This is a genomic window from Stenotrophomonas sp. STEN021 (genome assembly GCF_056760175.1).
This window is the reverse complement of sequence record NZ_JBRREH010000009.1, coordinates 44,974-65,341: the sequence shown is the minus strand read 5'-3', so window position 1 is coordinate 65,341 and position 20,368 is coordinate 44,974. Positions and strand designations below refer to the sequence as shown.

General features: G+C 64.4%; 17 protein-coding genes. 6 read left to right on the top strand and 11 right to left on the bottom strand.

What is annotated here, in order from left to right:
* Window positions 1–38: 38 nt before the first annotated feature.
* Window positions 39–1,409 (bottom strand): magnesium transporter, encoded by a 1,371-nt coding sequence (gene mgtE / locus ACVOL0_RS03315; RefSeq protein WP_481547896.1) that lies wholly within the window; start codon window positions 1,407–1,409, stop codon window positions 39–41.
* Between the two features lie 302 nt (window positions 1,410–1,711).
* Here mgtE and ACVOL0_RS03310 point away from each other — a divergent pair, with 302 nt between their 5' ends.
* Entirely contained in the window at window positions 1,712–3,523 is a 1,812-nt protein-coding gene (locus tag ACVOL0_RS03310; protein ID WP_481547902.1) for a monovalent cation:proton antiporter-2 (CPA2) family protein, read from the top strand.
* Window positions 3,524–3,704: 181 nt separating this feature from the next.
* Here ACVOL0_RS03310 and ACVOL0_RS03305 read toward each other — a convergent pair whose 3' ends face one another.
* The 3 genes from ACVOL0_RS03305 to ACVOL0_RS03295 all read right to left on the bottom strand — a co-directional run bounded on the left by ACVOL0_RS03305 (window position 3,705) and on the right by ACVOL0_RS03295 (window position 8,759).
* Window positions 3,705–5,501, bottom strand: coding sequence for a DUF885 domain-containing protein (locus ACVOL0_RS03305; protein WP_481547895.1), 1,797 nt, complete (start codon window positions 5,499–5,501; stop codon window positions 3,705–3,707).
* A gap of 267 nt (window positions 5,502–5,768) precedes the next feature.
* Window positions 5,769–7,994, bottom strand: coding sequence for a S9 family peptidase (locus ACVOL0_RS03300; RefSeq protein ID WP_481547894.1), 2,226 nt, complete (start codon window positions 7,992–7,994; stop codon window positions 5,769–5,771).
* A gap of 72 nt (window positions 7,995–8,066) precedes the next feature.
* Window positions 8,067–8,759: a glutathione binding-like protein gene (locus ACVOL0_RS03295; RefSeq protein ID WP_481547893.1), complete on the bottom strand. Its 693-nt coding sequence runs from the start codon at window positions 8,757–8,759 to the stop codon at window positions 8,067–8,069.
* Between the two features lie 107 nt (window positions 8,760–8,866).
* Between ACVOL0_RS03295 and ACVOL0_RS03290 the strand changes: the two genes are divergently transcribed.
* Both ACVOL0_RS03290 and ACVOL0_RS03285 read left to right on the top strand, forming a co-directional pair.
* Entirely contained in the window at window positions 8,867–9,457 is a 591-nt protein-coding gene (locus ACVOL0_RS03290; RefSeq protein ID WP_481547892.1) for a TIGR00645 family protein, read from the top strand.
* Window positions 9,458–9,665: 208 nt separating this feature from the next.
* Window positions 9,666–10,643 (top strand): energy transducer TonB, encoded by a 978-nt coding sequence (locus ACVOL0_RS03285; protein ID WP_481547891.1) that lies wholly within the window; start codon window positions 9,666–9,668, stop codon window positions 10,641–10,643.
* Between the two features lie 206 nt (window positions 10,644–10,849).
* Here the strand turns inward: ACVOL0_RS03285 and ACVOL0_RS03280 are convergent, their stop codons facing one another.
* From ACVOL0_RS03280 to ACVOL0_RS03255, 6 genes are all read right to left on the bottom strand, one after another.
* The gene (locus ACVOL0_RS03280) at window positions 10,850–12,043 is read right to left on the bottom strand and encodes an ABC transporter permease (protein ID WP_481547890.1); all 1,194 of its coding nucleotides are present in this window, start codon (window positions 12,041–12,043) and stop codon (window positions 10,850–10,852) included.
* A complete protein-coding gene (locus ACVOL0_RS03275; protein WP_481547889.1) occupies window positions 12,040–12,795 on the bottom strand; it encodes an ABC transporter ATP-binding protein in 756 nt (251 codons plus the stop codon). Before ACVOL0_RS03275 ends, ACVOL0_RS03280 begins: the two co-directional genes overlap by 4 nt.
* Before the next feature lie 30 nt (window positions 12,796–12,825).
* Entirely contained in the window at window positions 12,826–14,358 is a 1,533-nt protein-coding gene (locus ACVOL0_RS03270) for an alpha/beta hydrolase (RefSeq protein WP_481547888.1), read from the bottom strand.
* A gap of 68 nt (window positions 14,359–14,426) precedes the next feature.
* The gene (locus ACVOL0_RS03265) at window positions 14,427–14,624 is read right to left on the bottom strand and encodes a helix-turn-helix transcriptional regulator (RefSeq protein WP_481547887.1); all 198 of its coding nucleotides are present in this window, start codon (window positions 14,622–14,624) and stop codon (window positions 14,427–14,429) included.
* Between the two features lie 9 nt (window positions 14,625–14,633).
* Entirely contained in the window at window positions 14,634–15,218 is a 585-nt protein-coding gene (locus ACVOL0_RS03260) for a hypothetical protein (protein ID WP_481547886.1), read from the bottom strand.
* Between the two features lie 352 nt (window positions 15,219–15,570).
* Window positions 15,571–16,320: a ferredoxin--NADP reductase gene (locus ACVOL0_RS03255; RefSeq protein WP_481547885.1), complete on the bottom strand. Its 750-nt coding sequence runs from the start codon at window positions 16,318–16,320 to the stop codon at window positions 15,571–15,573.
* Window positions 16,321–16,418: 98 nt separating this feature from the next.
* On the opposite strand from ACVOL0_RS03255, the gene ACVOL0_RS03250 reads away from it, so the two are divergent.
* The 3 genes from ACVOL0_RS03250 (at window position 16,419) to panE (ending at window position 19,345) form a co-directional block, all read left to right on the top strand.
* Entirely contained in the window at window positions 16,419–17,372 is a 954-nt protein-coding gene (locus ACVOL0_RS03250) for an ABC transporter ATP-binding protein (RefSeq protein ID WP_481547884.1), read from the top strand.
* A complete protein-coding gene (locus ACVOL0_RS03245; protein ID WP_481547883.1) occupies window positions 17,369–18,163 on the top strand; it encodes an ABC transporter permease in 795 nt (264 codons plus the stop codon). The genes ACVOL0_RS03250 and ACVOL0_RS03245 overlap by 4 nt, the downstream gene beginning before the upstream one ends.
* A 243-nt stretch (window positions 18,164–18,406) precedes the next feature.
* Window positions 18,407–19,345, top strand: a complete 939-nt coding sequence (gene panE / locus ACVOL0_RS03240; RefSeq protein WP_481547882.1) for a 2-dehydropantoate 2-reductase — start codon at window positions 18,407–18,409, stop codon at window positions 19,343–19,345.
* 15 nt (window positions 19,346–19,360) lie between these two features.
* Here the strand turns inward: panE and ACVOL0_RS03235 are convergent, their stop codons facing one another.
* Entirely contained in the window at window positions 19,361–20,155 is a 795-nt protein-coding gene (locus tag ACVOL0_RS03235; RefSeq protein ID WP_293705746.1) for a TatD family hydrolase, read from the bottom strand.
* Between the last annotated feature and the right edge of the window lie 213 nt (window positions 20,156–20,368).

Below are 20,368 nucleotides of genomic sequence, written 5' to 3'. Positions count from 1 at the left end.
CCGGTAAAGCCCATGCCGAGCACGGCTCGGCACTACATTCAGAGCAGGGTGCCGCCGAGGATCATCGCGGCGATGCTGAAATAGATCACCAGGCCGGTGACGTCCACCAGCGTTGCCACGAACGGGGCCGACGCGCTGGCCGGGTCGAAGCCCAGGCGCTTGAGCACGAACGGCAGCATCGAGCCGGATAGCGAGCCGAAGGTGACGATGCCGATCAGGGCCGCACCAATGGTTACTGCCAGCAGCTTCCAGTGCTCGCCATAGTCGTGCAGGCCAGCCAGCTGCCAGACGGTGATGCGGATAATCGCCAAGCTGCCGAGGATCGCGCCCAACACCATGCCGGTCGGCAGTTCGCGCAGGGCAACCTTCCACCAGTCGCGCAGGCGCAGCTCGCGCAGCGCCAGCGAGCGGATCAGCAGCGAGGTCGCCTGCGAGCCGGAGTTGCCACCCGAGCTCATGATCAGCGGGATGAACAAGGTCAGCACCACTGCACGCGCCAGCTCGTCCTCGTAGTGCTGCATGGCGCTGGCGGTGAGCATCTCGCCGAGGAACAGCACGCTCAACCAGCCGGCGCGCTTGCGCAGCATCTCCAGGAAGCCGATCTGCATGTACGGCTTGTCCAACGCTTCCACGCCGCCGAACTTGTGCACGTCCTCGGTGGATTCATCGATCAGTGCATCGAGAATGTCGTCGACGGTGACGATCCCCAGCATCTGCTGCTGCGCATCCACCACCGGGATCGCCAGCAGGTCGTGGCGGCGGATCAGCTGCGCCACCTCTTCCTGGTCGAGCAAGGCATCCACCGTCACCGGCGGATTGACCTGGGCAACAGACAGGATCGAATCCTCCGGCTCACCGGTGATCAGCCGCCGCATCGTCACCACCTGCAGCAGCTGGCGGGTCTGCGGGTCCAGCACATAGATGGCGTAGACCGTCTCGCGGCTGCGCTCCACCTCGCGGATGTGCTGCAGGGTCTGCGCCACCGTCCAGTCCGCCGGCACGCCGACAAACTCGGTGGTCATCAAGGCGCCAGCGGTGTTGGGCGGGTAGCTCAGCAGCAACTGGATCGAGCGCCGTGCTTCCGGCGCCAGCAGCGGGATCAGCCGCGCGCGCTCGGCATCGTCCAGCTCGTGGACGATGTCGGTGGCACGGTCGTCGGCCATCAGCCCCAACAGGGCGGCAGCACGTGTTTCTGGCAGCGCTGCCACCAGCTCCCCGGCGTATTGCAACTCGGGGGCCTCCAGCAGCTTGACCGCACGCGGCAACGGCAGCGCCGCCAGCAGCTCAGCGGCGCGTGGCAGGCTCAAGGTGTTGAGGAACTCCACCGCATCGGCAGTGTTGTAATCGGCAAGTGGGGCGCTCAGGGTGCCTGCATCCACCACTGGCCGCAGAAGCTTCTTCTGGTTCATTGTGATTCGCCTGTTGCGGGTTGCCATTGCAACGCCAGCACGGGCGAACCAGCCTACTCAGGCTGCTGCCAATGCTGGCGTCGAACAAGGTCGACTTCTACTGTCGCTGGGCATGAGTTGGACTCCGGGAAAGTGCTGCGCGGACGCGCCGCCAGCGGGGCGAGTCTGGTCCCGCAAGCCGCACGGGTCAAGCACGGAGGCGTGAAATCTTCGGCGCTGGTTGGCCGCCGTTCGTTTTCGTTGACGGTGCAGTCCGCATAATGGCGCCCATCACCCATGGTTTCACCCAGGAGCACAGCAAGATGCACGGCACCGGTCTCGAACTCGCCTTGGTACTGCTGCTGGCGGCGGTCATCGCCGTGCCGGTATTCAAGCGCTTCGGGCTGGGCGCGGTACTGGGCTACCTGGCCGCTGGCGTGGTACTGGGGCCGCACGTGCTGGGCTTCGTGCAGGACGCCGACCGCATCCTCAATGCCGCCGAGATCGGCGTGGTGATGCTGTTGTTCGTGATTGGGCTGGAGCTGTCGCCGTCGCGGCTGATGGTGATGCGTCGCACGGTGTTCGGTGCCGGCAGCGTGCAGGTGCTGCTCAGTGCGCTGGTGCTGGGTGGCTTGTTGCTGCTGAATCACTTCTCCTGGAAGAGCGCGCTGGTGGTGGGTACCGCACTGGCCTTGTCTTCCACCGCGGTTGGACTGCAGTTGCTGTCCGAGCACAAAGCGCTCAACACCGACTATGGCCGGCTTGGCTTTGCCATCCTGCTGTTCCAGGATTTGATTGCCATTCCCCTGCTTGCCGCCATTCCGCTGTTGGGCGGGGTGAAGAACGAGACCTTGAGCTGGCAGGATGCCTCCATCGCACTGGGCGCGCTGATGCTGGTGATCGTGCTTGGCAGGCCGATACTGCGCCACCTGTTCAATATCGTCGCGCGTACCCGCATGCCGGAAGTATTCACCGCTACCGCATTGTTGGTGGTGCTGGGCACTGCCTGGTTGATGGCCGGGGCCGGCCTCAGCGCCAGCCTGGGCGCCTTCGTGGCTGGTGTACTGCTGGCCGACTCGGAGTTCCGCCACGAAATCGAATCGCAGATCGAGCCCTTCAAGGGCCTGCTGCTTGGCCTGTTCTTCATCGCGGTGGGCATGGGCATCGACCTGAAGCGGGTCGCTACCGAACCGGAGTTCATTGCGCTGGGCGTAGCCATCCTGCTGGCGGTGAAGTTCTCCATCCTGATCGCGCTGGGCCTGGCCGCACGCATGTCGCTGCGCAGCGCCTTGATGCTGGGCAGCGTGCTATGGCTGGGTGGCGAGTTTGCCTTCGTGGTGTTCAACGAGGCTGAGCGCGCACATCTGCTCGGGCGCATCAATCATGATCGGCTGGTTGCGATTGTGGGCCTGTCGATGGCGATAACGCCCTTGCTGCTGCTCGCCCTGCAACGGCTGTTGCAACTCAAGCCGCCACCGCGTCCGGCGCAACCTGAGCCGGATGAAAAGCTCAAAGATGCCGGTGCACACCGGCCGCAGGTGCTGATTGCCGGCATGGGCCGCTTCGGCCAGATCGTCGGCCGCCTGCTCACCGCACAGCGTATTCCATTCGTGGCACTGGAGGCCGACCCGGACACGGTCAAGGACCTGCGTCGTTTCGGCAACCAGCTGTACTACGGCGACCCTACCCGCCCGGACCTGCTGCGTGCGGCCGGTGCCGAGCACATCCGCGTGTTCGTGATGGCGATGGACGATCCGGAGACCAACCTGCGCGCGGTGCGGCTGGTGCGGCGCATGTATCCCAAGGCCACCGTGCTGGCGCGGGCGCGCAACCGCCAGCACGCCTGGAAACTGCTGGATATGTCGGCCGAGCCATTCCGTGAGGTATTTGGTTCAAGTCTGGAAGCCAGCGAGCGGGTACTGACCGCGCTCGGCTTCCCGGAAAACATCGCGCGCGACCACGTACAGCGTTTCCGCGAACACGATGAAGCACTGCTCAAGGCACAGCATCTGGTTTACGACGATGAGGTGGCGGTGATGCAGACCTCACGCGATGCCCGCGCCGATCTGATGCATCTGTTCGAGGCCGATGCCACTGACAGTACGACGGTGAAGCCTTCAAACGACAAGGAATGAAGCGGCCTGGGCTGGCATTGTGCTTTGTAGGAGCGGCGTCAGCCGCGAAGCTGATGGTGCTGAAGTCGTTGGTATCCATGTCATCTGATGATGTTGCGGCTTCGCGTCTGACGCCGCTCCTACAAATGCAGGCGCAACATGCCGGCCTCATGAAAAGGGCGCCTTGCGGCGCCCTTTTTACTTACTTGCGGCGCTGGGCCGGCACGAAGACTTCGTTGACCGCAGCCGCCAGCTGATCCGGCGGCAACAGGCCCTGGTCGAGCAGGAAGTTGTTGAATGCCAGGCGGTCGAATTTGTCGCCCAAGGCCAGCTCGGTCTGCATGCGCAGCTCCATGATGCGGGTGTAGCCGTAGAAGTAGCTGCAGGCCTGGCCGGGTGACCGAACGGTATAACGGTCCAGCTCCTGGGTGGTCATCGCCTCGGACAGGCCCACGCCATCCACCAGCACCTTGCGGGCGCGCTCACGGTCGGTCTGGCCAAGATTGAGGGCGGGATCAAGCATGGCGCGGGCGGCACGCAGCAGGCGGAACTGCAGCGCGATCATCTGCCCATCCAGCGGCTCGAACGGCACCATCTCCGCCTCGGCGTACAGCGCCCAGCCTTCAACGTTGACCGAGTTGAAAGCGAACATGGTGCGCGCCAGCGAGATGCCACGCTCGACCATCGCCGCGAACTGCAGGTCGTGGCCGGGGCGGCCTTCGTGCGCGCTCAACGTCCACGCCGCCGAACCGAAGTTGAAGTCGTCGTACTGCGCCTTCTCTCCGGAGGCGGGGTTACCCAGCGGCAGCACGAAGGTGCCCTGCTGGCCGGTGTTGCCGACCAGCGGCGCGGGCAGGTAATGCGGTGCAGGCGAGGCAGCGCTTTCAGCCTCACTGCCCAGGCGCATCTGCAACGGCCGCTGCGGCACGTCGACGATGCCCTGCTTGTGGATGATCGGATCGATGGCATCGATGACGCCACGGTAATGCGACTCGAGCTGGTCGTTGCTGATCTTGTCCTGCTTCAGCGCGCGGATCACCGCCACGTAGTCGGTGTTGTCGGCAACCTTCAAGCCCTTGGCCTGCACCACCAGCGGGGCCAGCTGGCGCATCATCGCGCGGGTTTCCATGTATTCGAGCTGGGCACGCTGCATCAGCAGGGCCGGGTCGATGTCCACGCCAACTTCCTTGAGCTGGAAGGCATACAGCTCGGCCGGCAGGCGGTTGTCGGTACGTGCCTTCGGCAGCACCTCCTTGCTGGTCCAGGCGATGTAATCCTTCATCTGCGTGGACAGTTCGGCCAGCGAGGCATCGGCGCCGTCGATCTTGTACTTGGCGAACAGCTTGCCGATACCGGCGATATAGGTGTCAACGTTGGCCAGCGCCTGATCCACTTCAATCTTCGTCGGCTGCAACAGATTGGGCGTGCCGCTCTTTTCCTCGTAGCGCTGGCGCGCCAGGGTAGCCAGTGGCTGCGTGCCCGGTGCCTTGCCGAGGTAGGCATTGAGGCGGTCCAGTGCCTTGGCTCGGCGTGCCTCAGGCACTTGGTCGGACAACAGTCCGTTGATGCCGCCGAACACGGTCTGCGGCACATCCACCCACGGCATCAGGTGCTGTTCGTTGAGGGTGCTGCTTTCGATGTTGCGTTCGGCGGCGCCGATCATGATCTGCAGATCCTGGCGCAGATTGGGATCGCGCTCGACCTGCAGCTTCTCGCGCAGCTGCTCGCGTGCCTTGTTCATGGCGGCGCGGTAGCGCCCGGTGTTGTCCGGGCCCAGATCGACGACCTTGTCGTCATAGCCGGGCACGCCGAAGAAGCTGGTCAGCTCCGGCTGGAATGGTGCCTGCGCCTGCAGCAGGATCTGCGCCAGCTCGTTGCTGCGCGCAACCCAGGCCGGGGCGGCGGGCGTGGTCTTGGTCGTTCCCGGTGCGACGGCGCTTGCGGTGAGCGGCAGCGGGGCGGCAAGGGCGAGCGCGATGGCGAGGACGAGAGGCTTCATGGACAGCTCCGTAAGTGATGGGCTGACCGTACGCAGTGGCTGCCGGTGCGGCAAGGGTAGGAAGTTGGGGGCGGCAACTGCGGGAGCAAAGCTCACCCCTCCCCGGCCCTCCCCTTCGCTACGCGAAAGGGAGGGAGACAAGCGGCTGCGCGACGATCTGGCAAATCGCCGCGAACAGCCCCTCCCTTTCGCGCAGCGAAGGGGAGGGTTGGGGAGGGGTGCTTCTGGCTTTGACCTGCAGCCCTCACATCAAAACAGCAAAACGCCTCAGGGCTTCAAGCAACGGCCAAGGAAGTTCTCGGCCATCCGGTAACGGTGCAACGCATCCGCACCCGACAACCCATGTTTGGCGCCCGGGTAGGTCATCAGTTCGAACGGCTGGCCACGCTTCTGCAGCGCGCTCATCAGGGCCGTCGAATTGGAGAACAGCACGTTGTCGTCGGCCATGCCGTGGATCAGCAGCAGCGGCGAGGTCAGCCCGGCGATATGGGTGAGCACGCGTGCCTCGCGGTAGCCATCGACATTGGCGGCCGGCAGATTCATGTAGCGCTCGGTGTAATGGGTGTCGTACAGGCCCCAATCGGTGACCGGTGCGCCAGCCACGCCGCAGGCGTACTGGTTGGAAGCCTTGGCCAGCAGCATCAAGGTCATGTAACCGCCGTTGGACCAGCCCTGCACGCCGATGCGGCTGCCATCCACCCACGGCTGCGACTTCAGCCATTCCACGCCCTTGAGCTGGTCGGCCACTTCCACGGTGCCCTGCACGCCGTACAGCGCGCCGCCGAAGTCACGGCCGCGACGCGGCGTGCCACGGTTGTCCAGCGAGAACACCACATAGCCGCGCTGGGCCAGGTACTGGTTGAACAGGTGATCGCCACGACCCGGCCAGCTGTCGGTGACGGTCTGCGAGGCCGGGCCACCGTAGACATAGACAGCAACCGGATACTTCTTGGCCGGGTCGAAGCCTTCCGGCTTGATCACGCTGTAGTTCAACGGGGTCTTGCCGTCGGCAGCGGTCAGCGTGCCGTATTCGACCGGGCGCTGCGCATCGCGGTATTTCGCATAGGGGTGCTTGGCGTCGGCCAGGTTGTTGTCCAGCAGGGTGGCGATCTTTTCGCCATTGGCCCGGAACAACTCGATCTGCGGCGGCGTGGTGCTGTTGGACCAGCTGTCCACATAGACGCTGGCGTTCCTGGCGAATGCCGCACTATGCATGCCCGCAGTCTTCGACAGTTTGGTCGGCGTACCCCCGGCCAACGGCACCGAATAGATTTCGCTGCGCAAGGCGGAGTCGATACCGGCGCGGAAGTAGACGGTGCCTGCTTCTTCATCGACAGCCAGCAGTTCGTCCACCGGCCAGTTGCCGGAGGTCAGCGCGGTCATGTTGCTGCCGTCGCCGTTGGCCACGTACAGGTGCTGGAAACCGCTGCGCTCGGACGACCACAGGAAGCGGCCATCCTTGAGGAACTTCAGGCTGTTGTGCAGCGGCACCCAGGTCTTGCCGGTCTCGGTGACCAGCACCTGTTGCTTGCCATCGGCCAGGTTGGCTTCGATCAGCTCCAAGGTGTGCTGGTCGCGGCTCTGCCGCTGGAAGGAAAGGTGCTGGCCGTCGCGCCAGTTGACGCGGGTCAGGTAGATATCCTGCTGCTTGCCCAGATCCACCCACTTGGCCGCGGCATCAGCGCGCGGCGCGATCACGCCCAGGGTGACCAGCACGTTGTGGTCGCCGGCGGCCGGATAGCGCTGCTCGATCATCTCCACGCGGTCGGCATACATCTCGTAGCGCTTCTGCACCGGCACCGGCGATTCGTCGATGCGGGCGAAGGCAATGGCCGAGTCGTCCGGCGCCCACCAGTAACCGGTGTGGCGGTCCATTTCCTCGTCGGCGACGAACTCGGCCACACCGTTGCCGATGGTGGCGCTGCCGTCGCGGGTCAGCTGCAGCTGCCTGCCGCTGGCCAGGTCGATCACCCACAGGTTGCGCTCGCGCACGAAGCTGACGAAGCCGCCCTTGGGCGAGAGCTTGGCATCGGTGCTGAAGCCTTCGCCGTTGGTGAGCTTGCGCACCGCAGCGTGGCCCTGCTTGCCCAGGTCGTACAGGTAGAGCTCGCCACCCAGCGGGAACAGCAGGGTTTTGGCATCCGGCGACCACTGGTAGTCGACGATGCCGCTGAAGGCGGCGATGCGCTGACGCTCGCGGCGTGCCTTTTCAGCATCGCTCAGGGTTTCGGTGCCAGGCAGCACCACCTTGGAGTCCACCAGCAGCCGGGTCTGGCCGCTGGCGATGTCGTATTCCCACAGGTCCAGCTGCTTGACGTCGCTGTCCTTGCCGCGCAGGAAGGTAACCCGCGAACCATCCGGGGCCACCTTGGGCTTCATCAACGTGGGGCCCGACAGCGGCGCATTGCCGGTGATGGCTTCGAGGGTGAGCTTTTCAGCGTGGACAGCGGGGGTGGCTAGGATCATGGCAAGGGCTAGAAACAAGGGACGCATGGTTTACCTGTCAGGAACAGCACGGATCGCACCATCCTAGCCGAGCCCCGTTCGTACTGCCCCTGCCGTCAGTCAGTCGCGCTTGCCAAACAGCAGGCGCTTCTCCTCGTCACTGAGCGGCTGCCCGGCCTGCGGATTGACCGTCGGGCCGACCGCATAGGCGCGCTGCGTGGCTGGGCGCGCGGCAATGGCCTGGTGCCAACGGCGCAGGTGCGGGAAGGCATCGAAATCCACCGGCAACTTGGCGTAGGCGCCGATCCACGGGTAGCTGGCCATATCGGCAATGCCGTAGTCGGCCCCGCCCAGATAAGCAGCCTCGGACAGGCGCTTGTCCATCACCCGGTGCAGGCGCCGCACCTCGCTGTCATAGCGCTCGATGGCGTAGGGGATGCGCTCGGGCGCGTAAACATTGAAATGGCCCATCTGCCCGCTCATCGGGCCCAGCCCACCCATCTGCCAGAACAGCCACTCCAGGGTGGCGGCGCGGCCACGCAGGTCGGCGGGGATGAAGCGGCCGGTCTTCTCGGCCAGGTACAGCAGGATGGCGCCGGACTCGAACACGCTCAGTGGCGCACCCCCATCCGCCGGGGCGTGGTCGACAATCGCTGGCATCTTGTTGTTTGGCGAAATGGCCAGGAATTCAGGCAGGAACTGGTCGCCCTTGCCGATGTTGACCGGGTGCACGCGGTATTCGAGCCCCGCCTCCTCCAAGAACAAGGTGATCTTGTGGCCGTTGGGTGTTGGCCAGTAATAAAGGTCGATCATGAATACGCCTCGGCAGAACCATCCTCAGGGGCCTCTACGGTAGCCGCTTGGCAGCCCTCCGGGCGACCGGTAACCTCCCCGGTTTCCGCAACGCACCATCCTTCCCAATGTCTGAATACAAACCGCTGAGCCCGCTCTCCTCCCTGATCTTCGCCTCGCGCTGGCTGCAGCTGCCGCTGTATCTGGGCCTGATCATTGCGCAGTGCGTTTACGTATTCCTGTTCGGCAAGGAGTTGTGGCACCTGATCTCCCATGCCACCAGCTGGAATGAACAGCAGATCATGCTGATCGTGCTGGGCCTGATCGACGTGGTGATGATCTCCAACCTGCTGGTGATGGTGATCGTCGGTGGCTACGAGACCTTCGTCTCGCGCCTGCGCCTGCAGGGCCACCCGGACCAGCCGGAGTGGCTGAGCCACGTCAACGCCTCGGTGCTGAAGGTGAAACTGGCGATGGCGATCATCGGCATTTCCTCCATCCACCTGCTCAAGACCTTCATCGAGGCCAGCCAGGTCGGCCTGCCGCTGTGCACCAAGGACCTGATCGCCTCCGGCGACCTGTGCACCAAGTTCACCAGCGACGGCGTGATGTGGCAGACCATCATCCACTGCGTGTTCATCCTGTCGGCCATTGGCATCGCCTGGACCGACAAGCTGATGTCCAACGGCCACGCCAAACCTGCCGCCAACGCTCATTGAGCAACTGCAGGGATGGGCGTCACTTCTTGTGACGCCCATCACTTTTTCATTTCAACGTCATGTTCGACCGCCGCATGGCTTGCCGGCGATGCTAGATTCGCGCTTCACTGCAGATGGGTACGGCATCGGGAAATGCCGCCACCACACGCCGTCACGGCATACGCAGTCCACGTTCGTCGATTCAAGGGGATGTTTGATGTCGTACGTCATGAGTAAAGGCAAGCTGCGTCTGTTGGCGCCCGCTGTTCTGCTGACCACGCTGGTCGCCTGTTCCGGCAAGGATGAAACCGCCGCGCCGGCAGCCGCACCGGCCACGCCCGCAGCAGCTGCACCGGCAGTCGCTGAAAAGGTGCAGGCCATGGACACCCAGCAGCTGCGCGATCTGGCCAGCGCCGCACTGCGCGACAACCGTATGTATGCACCGGCCGGCGAGAACGCCATGGAGTATTACCTGGCCCTGCGCGACAAGCTGCCCAACGACGCCTCGATCAAGAGCGCGCTGACCGATCTGCAGCCCTACACCCTGATTGCCGCCGAGCAGGCCCTGAGTCGCGAGGATTTCACCGAAACCCAGCGCTTGATTGCACTGGTTGAAAAAGTGGACCCGACCGCACCGGCGCTGCCGCGCCTGAAGCAGGGCGTGACCGGCAGCATGCAGGTTGCCGAACGCCGTACCGTCGAAGAAGCCGATAAGGCCAGGAAGGACGCTGAAACCCGCGCCAAGCAGCAGGTCGAGCAGCAGCGCATGGCCCAGCAGCAGGCAGCCGAAGCCACGGCCGCCCAGCAGTTGGCGGCGAAGCAGGAAGCCGCACGCAAGGACAGCGAGCGCCAGGAAGCCGAACGCCAGGCCGCTAGCCGCCGCGAAGCCGAACAGCGCAGCGCTGCCCAGGCCGCGGCCCAGCAGGCCGCTGCACCCAAGCCGGCCGCCGCGCCGACCCTGCGTGCGGTCAGCACCCCGGCCCCGCGCTACCCGGCCGACGCGCTGCGTTCGGGCACCTCCGGCGAAGTGCTGGTGGAGCTGAGCATCGGCACCGACGGCTCGGTCACCGACGCCCGCGTGCTGCGCGCCACCCCGGCACGCACCTTCGACCGCGAGGCCTTGAACGCCGTGAAACGTTGGAAGTTCGAGCCGATCAGCAGCCCGACCACCACCCGTCGCACCCTGGCGTTTGCGCCGAACAAGTAAGCGGTTTTGTTTTTTGTCGTGCCGAGCCATGCTCGGCAGAAGCCTTGCCGTAGAGCCCAGCCGAGCATGACTCGGCACTACAGGTGAGGCAAAAGCAAAGGCCCGGAGCGATCCGGGCCTCTGTTGTTTTGGTAGTGCCGAGCCATGCTCGGCAGAAGCTTTACCGGTAGAGCCCCATGCCGAGCGTGGCTCGGCACTACAGCGGATCAGCCGGAGATTGCCAGGCGTTCCTGGCGGTAACGCCACACGGCTACCGCCCACAGCAGCACCGCCAGCAGCACCGAGGCGGCCAGGTACACTGCCCACTGTGTGGCCGATGGCATCTCGCCGCGGGTCACCTTCACCAGCATCTGGTTCTGCGACAGGAACGGCACTGCGTACTGCCACAGCTGGGTGTCCTTCAGCGGGTAGGCCATCAGTGCATAGCCCGGCAGCATCGGCAGCAACATCAGCCAGACCATGTGGCTCTGCGCTTCCTTCATGCTCTTGGAGCTGGCCGACAGGCAAGTCAGCAGGGCGGTGCCGATCAGCACCAACGGCAGCAGGATCACCAGCAGCTTGCCCATCGCCGCGAAGCTCACGTCCAGCGAGCGCGCCGCGCCACCGCCGATGCTGGCGCTGACCTTGAACGAGATCAGGATCAGCAGCATCGATGCCAGGCCCAGCAACACCGCTGCCAGCATCTTGCCGCTGACCAGCGCACCGCGTGCAGCCGGGGTGGCCAGCAAGGGCTCCAGCGACTGCCGCTCGCGCTCACCGGCAGTGGTATCCATCGCCAGATGCGAGCCGCCGATGAAAGCAAACAACATCAGCACCAGCGGCAACACCACCGACAGGAAGATGCCGCGCTTGGCCTCGGCCGTCGCCAGGTCACGGGTACCGACATTGACCGGGGCAGCCACCGCCGGATTGACGCCACGTGCCAACAGTCGCAAGGCACCCACCGATTGCCCATAGGCAGTCAGCACGCTGCGTACCCGCGCGATCTGCACGTCGCCGGTACGGCGCGTGGTATCAGCGACAATCTCCACCTTGGCTGGCTTGCCGGCCTGCCAGTCGGCGGCGAAGTTTTCGTCGATCACCAAGGCCAGGTCTTCACGCTGGCTGCGGATCAGCGCTTCGTAGTCAGCAGGTGCCTCGGTGGCATTGATACCGCGGCTGGCCAGGAAGGCCACCAGGTTCGGGGCGCGGGCGATACCCACCACCGGGATGCTCAAGTCCTTTTCCAACTGTGTCTCGGCACGCAGGTTGGTGAGCTTGTTCATGCCCAGGAACAACAGCGGGTACAGCAGTGGCGCGGTCAGCAAGGTCAGCAGGAAGGTGCGGCGGTCGCGGGCGAAGTCGCGCAGCTCCTTGCGCATCACCGTGAAGATGGCGCGGAAATATCCAGTCTGGCTCATGCGTGCAGGCCCTCCTCGCTGCCGATCAGTTTCACGAACGCGTCTTCCAGGTTGGTCTCATCGGCCTGCTGGCGCAGCTCATCCGGCGTGCCCTGGGCAACCACCCTGCCCTGCGCGACGATCACGATGCGGTCACACAGCGCGGCGACCTCCTGCATGATGTGGCTGGAAAAGATCACGCAGCGGCCTTCCTCACGCAGCTCCTTGAGGAAGCCACGCAGGCCGCGGGTGGTCATCACGTCCAGGCCATTGGTCGGCTCGTCGAGGATCACGTTGCGTGGGTCGTGGATCAGCGCGCGGGCGATCGCGGTCTTGGTGCGCTGACCCTGGCTGAAACCTTCGGTGGCGCGATCGAGGAAGTCCTCCATCTGCAGCGCCTTGGCCAGGCGCGCGGTGCGTTCGACGATGGCGGCCGAGCTCATGCCATGCAGTTCGCCGAAGTAATCGATGTTCTCGCGGGCGGTCAGGCGCTTGTAGACGCCGCGCGCGTCAGGCAACACGCCAAGGCTGCGACGCACTGCGTTGGGGTCGACGGCGGCATCGATGCCATCGACCAGCACGCGGCCGCTTTCAGGCGTCATCAGCGTGTACAGCATGCGCAGCGTGGTGGTCTTGCCGGCGCCGTTGGGGCCGAGCAGGCCGGTGATCTGGCCGTCGTGGGCGGTGAAGCCCACGTCATCCACGGCGATCACCGGCGTCTTGTCCTTGCCCCTGCCGGGGAAGGTTTTACGGAGTCGTTCTGCAACGATCATGGAAACGTATTCCTCAGAGATGCGGTGATGTCACGGATCCCAGCCATTGAAGCTGGTGAACGGCGGCACGTAGTTGAGTTTTTCCAGGCAGGCACCGTCCAGCGCCTTCGGATCGGCCTTTTCAATGAACTGCGCGAACAGCTTGGGCATGCAGCCGGCACCGATCACGTTGTGGCCCTGGCCACGCAGCACGAACAGGCGCGCGTTATCCAGGTGCTTGACCACCTCTTCGCCATAGCGCGGCGGCGTGACCGGATCGAACTCGCCTTCCAGCACCAGCGTTGGCACCTTGCCGCTCAGCGGCTTGTGGAAGTCGGCCGGGGCGCTGCCCTTGGGCCAGCTGGCGCACATCGCCGCCATGCCCTGCGCCATCTGGTTGCCAAGCACGGTGCCCTCGTCGCCGCTCTGCGCAACCATGCCTTCGTTGTCTTCGCTGCAGACCACTGACAGCTGCATGCCCATCGCCATGGCGTCCTTCATCTCGCCCTGCAGCATCTGCGTCAGCGCCATCAGGTTGTCGTAGCGGCCGCCATTGGCTTCATGGATCAGCTTGGGCAGCAGTGCACCGGCAGCCGGCATGTAGGCATACATGCGGACCAGCCCGGCCACGGTCTCCGCACGCAACTCGCCTTCCTGCTGTTCGCCAGTGCTGGCATCGCGGTACTGCACCGTCTGCGGCTGCGCACGCAATTTGGCCAGCAGCGTATCCAGCTCGGCACGTGGATCACCGAGCTTGTCCTTGCACGACGCGGTCTTGGTGCACTGGGCGAACTGCAGCGCCAGCGCGTCGTCCAGATTTCGCGCGAAGATATTGCCGAGCTGCAGACTGTTGGGCACCACCGAGTCGAGCACGATGCTGCGGGTGGCCTGCGGATGGCGCATGGCGTACTGCTGCGCCACGCGGGTACCGTAGCTGACACCGACCAGATTGATCTGCGCCGCACCGATGGCCTGGCGCACCGCATCCAGATCCGCCACGGCCTCGGTGGTGGTGTAGAAGCGCAGATCCGCCTTCTGCGACAGCTGGGTGGCGCAGTTCTGTGCGGCGGTCTGCATCGACGCCGTACTGAAATCCGCATCATCCGGTGTATCGCAGGCCAGCAGATTGGATTCGCCGGTCCCACGCTGGTCGACCAGAATCACGTTGCGGTGCTTGCGCACCTCGGCAAATGCGGCGTCCACCTGCGGATAGGTGGCAACCGCCGCCTGGCCAGGGCCACCGGCCAGGAAGAACACCGGGTCTGGCTGCAGATCGCTTTCCTTTTCCGGTGCGACCCAGGCGATGTTCAGCGCGATCTTGCGGCCCTGTGGGTTTGCCCGGTCTTCGGGCACCTCCAGCGTGGCGCATTGCGCTTCCAGGCTGTCGCGGCTGCCGGCCGAACTGAGGCTGCAGGGTTGGAAGTTCAAACTACCCAGCTTCTGCGGCTTGCCGGTCACCGCAGTGGCAACAGGGGCACTGGCTGCAGCAGGCGCTGGCGCTGGCGCATCGGTTCGCGCCAAGCGGTAACCGACGATGCCGCCGATCACAGCCAAGGCGAGAATGGTTTGGGTCTTACGGGACATCATCGGAACAGCCCCTCACAGTTGAAGAAGAAAACGGATCTACCTGCATCCAGACGCGGGCGCGGCAGCTATGTGACATCAGGAAAGAAAATTTCTTCGATACGGCTTTCATACAGGCGGGCAATGCGGAATGCCAGCGGCAGGCTGGGGTCGTATTTGCCGGTCTCCAGCGCATTGATGGTCTGCCGGGAGACTTCGAGCCTCTCGGCCAACTCTCCTTGTGACCAGCCTCTGGCTTCGCGCAGCTCGCGCAATCGGTTGTCCATCGCCCCGACTCAGTGGTAGCGCCGTGCGACCACGGCCTTGGCCAGCCCGTAGGACAGGCATACCAAGGGAAACACCCAGATCATCGCCACGTTGGACGGCACATCGATGACCTTGGCTGACTGCAGAAAGCCCCCTGTCAGGTACACCAGCGAAATGAATGCCGTGGCAAAACTCACCGCTTCCAGCTCGATGCGCTGCTGCAACTCGTCGGCATCGCGGATGTAGCGGATCATCGCACGCAGCACCAGCATCATCGGCGGCACCGGCAGCAGTGCGATCAAGGCACGCAGCAGGCCGTCCTCGACCCGCTTCAGCAGCAGGATCGACAACACCAGCAGCACCACATAGCCGGCCATGGCCAGCATCACCTCGCGGGTATAGCGCTTGCGCAGCTTGGCCGGAGCGGCATCGCAGCCATCGGGCATCAGCCGGCGCAGCAGTGCCGCGATTGCCAGGCCCAGGGCGATACCAAACAGGATGCCGGCAAACTTCGGCTGGGCGCCCATCGGCTGCCACAGCAACACGGCGGAAGCCAGGGCTGCGGAAATCGCAGCCGCAAGCAGCATACCGATGGTCCAATGCGTGCGGCTCATCGCCCAGCCCTTGGCAGCGTCATCTGCGGGCCGGAGGTGACGATGACAAGCCGACGGGTGATGGAACCCCTCGTCGTGGAAGAGATAAAACACCTGCAGTGATGCATGTCCAACCTCCTGTAAAGCACGCTTGACACATCCTGCAGCCGGCCCAGCCAGCCTGTCAAGCAGCCTTTACAGATGAAAACCCGCATTACAACCGCGCCTCCCTGCCCGGGCCATTCCGGCAAAGCCGCGCCCACAACGAATAAAGGCGCGAACGGAAGCGTCGCGCCTTTATCCATATCCAAACAAACCCAGGCCAGACAGGCCGACTCATCAGCAGGGGCGACTGCGCTGCAGTCGCCAACCATCACTTGCTGCTGACGTATTTCTCGCGGCGGATCTGCGGCATCGGCAGACCGGCTTGCTTCAGCGCTTCAACACAGGTGTCGACCATGTCCGGGTTGCCGCACAGGTAGGCGATATCGCGGGCCGGGTCCGGCGCGATCTCGGCCAGCTGCTGCTGCACATAGCCCTTGCGGACATCGGCGTGCGGGTTTTCCGGCAGTTCGCGCGACAGACAGGGCATGTAGCGGAAGCCCGGGTTGGCGGCGGCGAAGGCGTAGAAGTCGTCGCTGTACAGCAGTTCTTCCGGTGTGCGCGCGCCCTGCAACAGCACCACTTCCACACCGCGCTCGCGCATCGCCGCCTGCAGCTGCGGCAGCATCGAACGGTACGGGGTCACACCGGTGCCGGTGGCGATCAGCACATAGCGGGCATTGCGATCACCCGGCTGCAGGCAGAAGCGGCCGAACGGGCCGCTGCCGCTGACGTGATCGCCCAGTTCCATGCCCTCGAACAGGGCCGTGGCGGCGCCGCCGGGGACGAAACTGACCGCGATTTCCACCGCATCGCCCGGGCCCAGCGCGTGATCGTGGATGGTAGCCAGCGAGTAGCTGCGCTTGGTGGCAGTGCCGTCGGCGTAGTCGAAATGGACCTGAATGAACTGACCGGGCTGGAAGTCCAGCGGCTGACCGTCGTCACGGACGAACTGGTAGTGGCCGATGCTGGGTGCCAGCATGTGGCGGCCGACCAGCTTGAGGGGGAATTGGATTGGCACAGGAGGGGAACAGTGTGTAACCGGGTATGGACCACGGGGCCTCCTATAATAGCCGCCTGCACTTATCCGACGCCTGTACCCGGCGCGAAGGCCCGAGATTGGACTCCCGTACCCACACCAGCACAGCTGCGCTGCGCATCACCGACCTGCGCAAGACCTATGACAACGGCGTCCAGGCCCTGAAAGGGGTCTCGCTGGAAGTCGCCCCAGGCGACTTTTTCGCCCTGCTCGGCCCCAACGGCGCCGGCAAGTCGACCCTGATCGGCATTGTTTCTTCGCTGGTAAACCTGAGCGAAGGCCAGGTACAGGTGTTCGGCACCGACCTGGTGGCCGAGCGCAGCGCGACCATGCGGTTGATCGGGCTGGTGCCGCAGGAGATCAACTTCAACCTGTTCGAGAAGCCCTTCGACATCCTGGTGAACTACGCCGGCTTCTACGGGATTCCGCGTGCCGAGGCCGAGGTCCGCGCCGAGGAAGAGCTCAAGCGCGCGCACCTGTGGAACAAGGCGCAGATGATGAGCCGCACTTTGTCCGGCGGCATGAAGCGCCGGCTGATGATTGCCCGCGCGATGATGACCCGGCCGCGCCTGCTGATCCTCGACGAACCCACCGCTGGTGTGGATATCGAGATCCGCCGTGACATGTGGAAGACGCTGCAGGAAATCAACGCCGCCGGCACCACCATCATCCTCACCACGCACTACCTGGAAGAGGCCGAGCAGCTGTGCCGCAACCTGGCCATCATCAACCACGGCCAGATCGTCGAGCAGGGCCCGATGCGTGACCTGCTGGCCAAGCTCGATGTGGAAGGCTTCCTGTTCGACATCGACGGTGAGCTGCCTGCACAGCTGCCGCAGATCGAAGGCGCCGTGCTGACCGCCAGCAACGCGCACACGCTGGACCTGGACATGCCGCGCGCGATGGACCTGAACCGTATTTTCGACGCCTTGAACGCCGCCGGCATCCGCGTGCGTTCGATGCGTACCAAGAGCAACCGCCTGGAGGAGCTGTTCGTGCGCCTCACCGGCAACCTGGAGAACAGCGCAGCATGAGTACCCCCGTTTCCGTGACCGACAGCAGCCGCAACTGGGTGGCGCTGGGCACCATCGTTCGTCGCGAGGTCAACCGCATCCTTCGCATCTGGGGCCAGACCCTGGTGCCGCCGGCGATCACCATGACCCTGTACTTCCTGATCTTCGGCGGCCTGATCGGCTCCAAGATCGGGCAGATGGGCGGCTACAGCTACATGCAGTTCATCGTCCCGGGCCTGGTGATGATGAGCGTGATCCAGAACAGCTACGGCAACATCAGTTCTTCGTTCTTCGGCGCCAAGTTCGGCCGTCATATCGAGGAACTGCTGGTCAGCCCGATGCCGAATTGGGTGATCCTCGGCGGCTATGTGGCCGGCGCGGTGTTGCGCGGCCTGATGGTCGGTGTGATCGTGCTGATCATCGCCATGTTCTTCACACCGGTGCGTATCCCGCATCCGCTGGTGACGCTGAGCACGGTTTTGCTGGGCGCAACGATCTTCTCGCTGGCCGGCTTCATCAATGCCGTCTACGCCAAGAAGTTCGATGACGTGGCAATCGTACCGACCTTCATCCTGACCCCGCTGACCTACCTGGGCGGCGTGTTCTACTCGGTGACCCTGTTGCCGGGTTGGGCACAGGCGATGACCCACGCCAATCCGATCTTCTACATGGTCAATGCGTTCCGCTACGGCTTGCTGGGCAGCAGCGACGTGCCGCTGTGGGTGTCGTATGCCTTGATGCTGGGCTTTGTTGCTGCGCTCACCACCCTGGCGTTGTGGCTGCTGCGACGTGGCGTAGGCCTGCGTAGCTGAGAAAAGGCGCCGAAAGGCGCCTTTTTTTTGCTTTTTTTTCGTTCTTGTGGGAGCGGCGTAAGCCGCGAAGCTGATGAACCATCAGCACCGCTGGGTCTTCGCAATCGCATTCTCCACAGCCTCTGTTCTCTCCATTTCACTGCCACCGGCGTTGGCACCAGCTTCGCGGCTTACGCCGCTCCTACAACACTCCCGAACACCTATGATGTCTTCACTCCCCTTCGTTGATGGATATCCAAGCTGATGCGCATCCTGATTCTCGGTGCCGGTGGAACCGGTGGTTACTTTGGTGGACGCCTGGCCCAGACCGGTATTGATGTCACCTTTCTGGTGCGGCCCAACCGCGCTGCGCAGCTGGAGCGCGATGGACTGGTAATCCGCAGCCCGCTCGGCGATGCGGCATTCCCCGTCGCCCACGTCACTGCCGATACCCTGCCACAACTGGCGAAGGAACAGCCCTTCGATCTGGTCATCCTCAGCTGCAAGGCCTATGACCTGGACAGCTCGATCGAGGCCATCGCACCGGCAGTAGGCGCCCACACCACCGTGCTGCCCATCCTCAACGGCCTTGGTCACTACACCGCACTGGACGCGCGCTTCGGGCGCGAGCGCGTGCTCGGCGGGCTGTGCTTCATCAGTGCGACCAAGGCCGACGATGGCGCCGTGCTGCACCTGGACAAGCCGGCCAAGCTGACCTTCGGCGAACGTGATGGCGACACCGACAGCGCCCGCGTCAGCGTACTTGCCAAGGCCTGCGAACAAGCCGGCATCGACCATGTCGCTTCGGCCGATATCGCCCAGGAGCAATGGATCAAGTACACCTTCCTGACCGCGCTGGCCGCCGGAACCTGCCTGATGCGCGCCGATGTCGGCAGCATCGTTGCCAGCGATCACGGCACCGCCTTCATGCATGCCCTGTACGCCGAATGCCTTGCGGTCGCCGCGCAGGCCGGGCAGCCGATCCCCGCCAAAGCTCAGGAAATCGCACTGGGCGCCATCACCAAGCCAGGCTCGCCGATCAAGGCATCGATGCTGCGCGATCTGGAAGCCGGGCAGCGTGTGGAAGCCGCACATATCGTCGGCGACATGCTGGGCCGTGCACTTGCCGCTGGGCAATCGGCGCCGCTGTTGCAGGCGGCGTATTGCCACCTGCAGGCCTACGAGGCCCAGCGCGCTGTTTGAGGCTTGTGCCTGCCGTCAGACCGGCGGCAGGCGAAAGAAGGCGCGGGTGGCGGCGGTAGCGTTGGCAGCGGTCACTGCCACGTCTTCGCCGCGGTCGCGGGCCAGTTCCTCGACGATATGCGACAGGAACGCCGGCTCGTTGCGGCGGTCCTTGGGCAGCGGCCGCATCGTGCGCGGCAACAGGTACGGCGCGTCGGTCTCGATCATCAGGCGCTCGGCCGGGATGTGCTTGACCAGCTCACGCAGGTGCGCGCCACGGCGCTCATCGCATAGCCAGCCGGTGATGCCGATATACCAATCGCGGTCCAGGTAATCGAACAATTCGCGGCGCTCGGCGGTGAAACAATGCACCACCGCCGGGCCGAGCTTGCCGTCGAAATTCTTCATCATCGCGATGAAGTCATCGTGCGCATCGCGCTGGTGCAGGAACAGCGGCTTGCCGTTCTCGCTGGCGATCTGCAGCTGGCGTTCGAAGGCCTTGCGCTGGGCCGGGCGCGGCGAAAAGTCGCGATTGAAATCCAGGCCACATTCGCCCACTGCTACTACTTCCGGGTGTGCGTGCAGTGCACGCATTTCCGCATCGCATTCGTCGGTGTACTCACTGGCGTGGTGCGGATGCACGCCCGCGGTGGCGTACAGGAAACCAGGGTGACGCTGCGCCAGCGCCAAAGCCATCGGCGAGTGCTCGCGGCTGGCACCGGTGATCACCATCTGCACCACGCCAGCGGCCCTGGCGCGCTCCAGCACCGCGTCCAGGTCGCGATCAAAGGATTCGTGGGTGAGGTTGGCGCCGATGTCGATCAGTTGCATTGAGCTTGGTGTGGTGAGGCGGAAAGGGAGAATTGTAGAGGTTTGGCCGCAGGCAAGCCCTGTACAGCTTGAACAGAGCCCCGTAGCCCGGGTAAACGCAGCACACCCGGGGCCGTTTGCGGAATGCTCGGAGGCGGCGCGCAAAGCCCCGGCTGCGCTGCGCTTTCCCTGGCTACCGACTTCGAACGGCGCTTGTCGCGTGTGGCTTCTACA

Excerpts from the sequence above, each read along its gene's own strand:
- ACVOL0_RS03245 (WP_481547883.1), top strand. The coding sequence starts at position 17,369 with ATGAGTACCCCCGTTTCCGTGACCGACAGCAGCCGCAACTGGGTGGCG.
- ACVOL0_RS03265 (WP_481547887.1), bottom strand. The coding sequence starts at position 14,624 with ATGGACAACCGATTGCGCGAGCTGCGCGAAGCCAGAGGCTGGTCACAA.
- ACVOL0_RS03290 (WP_481547892.1), top strand. The coding sequence starts at position 8,867 with ATGTCTGAATACAAACCGCTGAGCCCGCTCTCCTCCCTGATCTTCGCC.
- ACVOL0_RS03295 (WP_481547893.1), bottom strand. The coding sequence starts at position 8,759 with ATGATCGACCTTTATTACTGGCCAACACCCAACGGCCACAAGATCACC.
- ACVOL0_RS03285 (WP_481547891.1), top strand. The coding sequence starts at position 9,666 with ATGAGTAAAGGCAAGCTGCGTCTGTTGGCGCCCGCTGTTCTGCTGACC.
- ACVOL0_RS03235 (WP_293705746.1), bottom strand. The coding sequence starts at position 20,155 with ATGCAACTGATCGACATCGGCGCCAACCTCACCCACGAATCCTTTGAT.
- panE (WP_481547882.1), top strand. The coding sequence starts at position 18,407 with ATGCGCATCCTGATTCTCGGTGCCGGTGGAACCGGTGGTTACTTTGGT.
- ACVOL0_RS03305 (WP_481547895.1), bottom strand. The coding sequence starts at position 5,501 with ATGAAGCCTCTCGTCCTCGCCATCGCGCTCGCCCTTGCCGCCCCGCTG.
- ACVOL0_RS03310 (WP_481547902.1), top strand. The coding sequence starts at position 1,712 with ATGCACGGCACCGGTCTCGAACTCGCCTTGGTACTGCTGCTGGCGGCG.
- ACVOL0_RS03275 (WP_481547889.1), bottom strand. The coding sequence starts at position 12,795 with ATGATCGTTGCAGAACGACTCCGTAAAACCTTCCCCGGCAGGGGCAAG.
- ACVOL0_RS03270 (WP_481547888.1), bottom strand. The coding sequence starts at position 14,358 with ATGTCCCGTAAGACCCAAACCATTCTCGCCTTGGCTGTGATCGGCGGC.
- ACVOL0_RS03260 (WP_481547886.1), bottom strand. The coding sequence starts at position 15,218 with ATGAGCCGCACGCATTGGACCATCGGTATGCTGCTTGCGGCTGCGATT.
- ACVOL0_RS03300 (WP_481547894.1), bottom strand. The coding sequence starts at position 7,994 with ATGCGTCCCTTGTTTCTAGCCCTTGCCATGATCCTAGCCACCCCCGCT.
- ACVOL0_RS03280 (WP_481547890.1), bottom strand. The coding sequence starts at position 12,043 with ATGAGCCAGACTGGATATTTCCGCGCCATCTTCACGGTGATGCGCAAG.
- mgtE (WP_481547896.1), bottom strand. The coding sequence starts at position 1,409 with ATGAACCAGAAGAAGCTTCTGCGGCCAGTGGTGGATGCAGGCACCCTG.